Origin of the sequence: Paraclostridium benzoelyticum (genome assembly GCF_001006285.1) — a bacterium.
Classification (GTDB): Bacteria; Bacillota; Clostridia; order Peptostreptococcales; family Peptostreptococcaceae; genus Paraclostridium; species Paraclostridium benzoelyticum.
Genome location: NZ_LBBT01000182.1, coordinates 1 through 4732 on the forward strand (window position 1 = coordinate 1; position 4732 = coordinate 4732).

The following is a 4732-nucleotide window of genomic DNA, read 5'->3' on the forward strand; positions in this document are numbered from 1 at the left end:
AAATAATCTTGGTCAAGTCCTCGATCTATTAGTATCGGTAAGCTACATACATTGCTGCACTTACACCTCCGACCTATCAACCAGGTAGTCTTCCTGGGATCTTACCCTTACGGTGGGAAATCTTATCTTGAAGTTGGCTTCGCGCTTAGATGCTTTCAGCGCTTATCCATTCCGTACATAGCTACCCAGCCATGCCCTTGGCAGGACAACTGGTACACCAGAGGTACGTCCATCCCGGTCCTCTCGTACTAAGGACAGGTCTCCTCAAATTTCCTACGCCTGCGACGGATAGGGACCGAACTGTCTCACGACGTTCTGAACCCAGCTCGCGTACCACTTTAATGGGCGAACAGCCCAACCCTTGGGACCTACTACAGCCCCAGGATGTGATGAGCCGACATCGAGGTGCCAAACCTCCCCGTCGATGTGGACTCTTGGGGGAGATAAGCCTGTTATCCCCAGGGTAGCTTTTATCCGTTGAGCGATGGCCCTTCCATGCGGAACCACCGGATCACTAAGTCCGACTTTCGTCCTTGCTCGACCTGTATGTCTTGCAATCAAGCTCTCTTCTGCCTTTACACTCTACGCACGATTTCCGACCGTGCTGAGAGAACCTTTGAGCGCCTCCGTTACTCTTTGGGAGGCGACCGCCCCAGTCAAACTGCCCACCTGACAGTGTCCCAATACCTGATTCAAGGTATCTGGTTAGAATCTCAGTACTACAAGGGTGGTATCCCAAGGATAGCTCCACCGAGACTGGCGTCCCGATTTCATAGCCTCCCACCTATCCTGTACATGTAGCACCAAAATTCAATGTCAAGCTACAGTAAAGCTCCATGGGGTCTTTCCGTCCTGTCGCAGGTACCCGGCATCTTCACCGGGATTACAATTTCACCGAGTCTGTTGTTGAGACAGTGCCCAAATCGTTACGCCTTTCGTGCGGGTCGGAACTTACCCGACAAGGAATTTCGCTACCTTAGGACCGTTATAGTTACGGCCGCCGTTTACTGGGGCTTAAGTTCACTGCTTCGGATAAATCCTAACAGATCCCCTTAACCTTCCAGCACCGGGCAGGCGTCAGCTCCTATACATCGTCTTGCGACTTAGCAGAAACCTGTGTTTTTGGTAAACAGTCGCTTGGGCCTATTCTCTGCGGCCACCTCGGGCGTTAACCCTAACGTGGCACCCCTTCTCCCTAAGTTACGGGGTCATTTTGCCGAGTTCCTTAACAACAGTTCTCTCGCTGGCCTTAGGATACTCTCCTCACCCACCTGTGTCGGTTTGCGGTACGGGCACCTTTAATCTCGATAGAAACTTTTCTCGACAGTGTGAAATCAGCTACTTCGCTACTTAATTTCGCTCCCCATCGTACCCCAGCATTATCATGGCGGATTTGCCTGCCTTGACTGCCTCAGTACTTAGCCACACATAACCAACAGTGTGGTTAGCTTATCCTACTGTGTCATTCCATCTCTCAAACGATTATCGGTGGTACAGGAATCTCAACCTGTTGTCCATCACCTACGCCTTTCGGCCTCGGCTTAGGTCCCGACTAACCCAGGGCGGACGAACCTTCCCCTGGAAACCTTGGGTTTACGGCCCGTGGGATTCTCACCCACGTCTCGCTACTCATGCCAACATTCTCACTCCTATACTGTCCACACGTCCTTACGGTCATGCTTCAGCCTGCATAGGAAGCTCCCCTACCTATCATAAATGATATCGTAGCTTCGGTAGTAAGTTTTAGCCCCGGTAATCTTCGGCGCAGGATCACTCGACCAGTGAGCTATTACGCACTCTTTAAATGAGTGGCTGCTTCTAAGCCAACATCCTGGTTGTCTATGCAATCCCACATCCTTTACCACTTAACTTACATTTAGGGACCTTAGCTGACGATCTGGGCTGTTGCCCTCTCGACTATGAATCTTATTACCCACAGTCTGACTCCCAAGTATAAAATAACGGCATTCGGAGTTTGATAATCTTCGGTAAGCGCAATGCCCCCTAGGATATTCAGTGCTCTACCTCCGTATTTCTCACCTTGAGGCTAGCCCTAAAGCTATTTCGGGGAGAACCAGCTATCTCCGAGCTCGATTGGAATTTCACCGCTATCCACAAGTCATCCCCGAGCTTTTCAACGCTCGTGGGTTCGGACCTCCACGAAATTTTACTTTCGCTTCATCCTGCTCATGGATAGGTCGCTCGGTTTCGGGTCTACGACAGCAAACTTAACGCCCATTTAAGACTCGCTTTCACTACGGCTCCATACCTTAAGTACTTAACCTAGCTTACTATCGTAACTCGTTGGCCCGTTCTACAAAAAGTACGCGGTCACACATATAAAGTGCTTCCACAGCTTGTAAGCGCAGGGTTTCAGGTTCTATTTCACTCCCCTCCCGGGGTTCTTTTCACCTTTCCCTCACGGTACTATGCGCTATCGGTCACTAAGTAGTATTTAGCCTTGGAGGATGGTCCCTCCTGCTTCCCACAGGGTTTCACGTGTCCCGTGGTACTCTGGATCACATCTAAAGTCTTCTCGTTTCAACTACGTGGCTATTACACTTTATAGCGGAGCTTTCCAACTCTCTTCGTTTACGATACCTCTTTGTTGATGATGTGTCCGCAACCCCAGCGAAGAAAACTTCACTGGTTTGGGCTATTCCGCGTTCGCTCGCCGCTACTTACGGAATCGAATTTCTTTCTTTTCCTCCGGGTACTTAGATGTTTCAGTTCCCCGGGTTCCCCTCACTAAGCTATGTATTCACTTAATGATACTTAGACATTACTCTAAGTGAGTTTCCTCATTCGGAAATCTTCGGATCAAAGTTTACGTGCAACTCCCCGAAGCTTATCGCAGCTTATCGCGTCCTTCATCGGCTCTTAGTGCCAAGGCATCCGCCCTGCGCCCTTAATAACTTGACCAGTTATTAAAAGTGTTATTTTTTAAAGAGTTTTCTTCTCTTATATTGGTTTATTTAATCATCACTAAATGTTATGCAGTTTTCAAAGTACTAATATGGTGGAGATGAGGAGGATCGAACTCCTGACCCCTTGCGTGCAAGGCAAGTGCTCTCCCAGCTGAGCTACACCCCCACAATATGAAGTTCATTTAAGAACTCTCAAAATTAAACAGTAGGTAATTACTCCTTAGAAAGGAGGTGATCCAGCCGCACCTTCCGATACGGCTACCTTGTTACGACTTCACCCCAGTCATTGGTTTCACCTTCGACGGCCGCTTCCTAAAAGGTTAGCTAACCGGCTTCGGGCGCCCCCAACTTCCATGGTGTGACGGGCGGTGTGTACAAGACCCGGGAACGCATTCACCGCAGCATTCTGATCTGCGATTACTAGTAACTCCAGCTTCATGTAGGCGAGTTTCAGCCTACAATCCGAACTGAGAATGGCTTTAAGGGATTAGCTCCACCTCGCGGCTTGGCAACCCTCTGTACCACCCATTGTAGCACGTGTGTAGCCCTAAGCATAAGGGGCATGATGATTTGACGTCATCCCCACCTTCCTCCGAGTTATCCTCGGCAGTCCCTCTAGAGTGCCCAACTTAATGCTGGCAACTAAAGGCAAGGGTTGCGCTCGTTGCGGGACTTAACCCAACATCTCACGACACGAGCTGACGACAACCATGCACCACCTGTCACCACTGTCCCCGAAGGGAAATCTCCGATTAGGGAGAGGTCAGTGGGATGTCAAGCTTAGGTAAGGTTCTTCGCGTTGCTTCGAATTAAACCACATGCTCCGCTACTTGTGCGGGTCCCCGTCAATTCCTTTGAGTTTCACTCTTGCGAGCGTACTTCCCAGGCGGAGTACTTAATGCGTTAGCTGCGGCACCGAGGGGGGTAACCCCCGACACCTAGTACTCATCGTTTACGGCGTGGACTACCAGGGTATCTAATCCTGTTTGCTCCCCACGCTTTCGTGCCTCAGTGTCAGTTACAGTCCAGAGAGCCGCCTTCGCTACTGGTATTCCTCCTAATATCTACGCATTTCACCGCTACACTAGGAATTCTACTCTCCTCTCCTGCACTCAAGTTCTCTAGTTTCAAAAGCTTACTACGGTTGAGCCGTAGCCTTTCACTTCTGACTTAAAAAACCACCTACGCACCCTTTACGCCCAGTAATTCCGGATAACGCTAGCCCCCTACGTATTACCGCGGCTGCTGGCACGTAGTTAGCCGGGGCTTCCTCCTCAAGTACCGTCATTATCTTCCTTGAGGACAGAGCTTTACGACCCGAAGGCCTTCATCGCTCACGCGGCGTTGCTGCATCAGGCTTTCGCCCATTGTGCAATATTCCCCACTGCTGCCTCCCGTAGGAGTCTGGACCGTGTCTCAGTTCCAGTGTGGCCGATCACCCTCTCAGGTCGGCTACTGATCGTTGCCTTGGTAAGCCATTACCTTACCAACTAGCTAATCAGACGCGGGTCCATCCTGTACCGCCGGAGCTTTGATACAAAAGCCATGCGACTTTCGTATGTTATCCCGTATTAGTATACCTTTCGGTATGTTATCCGTGTGTACAGGGCAGGTTACCCACGCGTTACTCACCCGTCCGCCGCTCTCTCCGAAGAGATCGCTCGACTTGCATGTGTTAGGCACGCCGCCAGCGTTCATCCTGAGCCAGGATCAAACTCTCAAATATAATTTAAAAAGTTGTCCATCGCTCAGCTAATCATTATCTGAATATCTGGCTTGGTTGTTTGTGTTTAATTCTTTAAAAA

The 4732-nt window shown here is 50.0% G+C and carries 1 tRNA gene and 2 rRNA genes; all 3 read right to left on the bottom strand.

From position 1 onward, the window contains the following. Window positions 1–8: 8 nt before the first annotated feature. Window positions 9–2922 (bottom strand): 23S ribosomal RNA (locus tag VN21_RS08395). Between the two features lie 95 nt (window positions 2923–3017). Further along, window positions 3018–3093: transfer RNA gene (locus tag VN21_RS08400), tRNA-Ala, on the bottom strand. 58 nt (window positions 3094–3151) lie between these two features. Continuing rightward, window positions 3152–4653, bottom strand: a 16S ribosomal RNA gene (locus VN21_RS08405). The 16S and 23S rRNA genes sit together here with 1 tRNA gene alongside, the layout of an rRNA operon. Window positions 4654–4732: the final 79 nt, after the last annotated feature.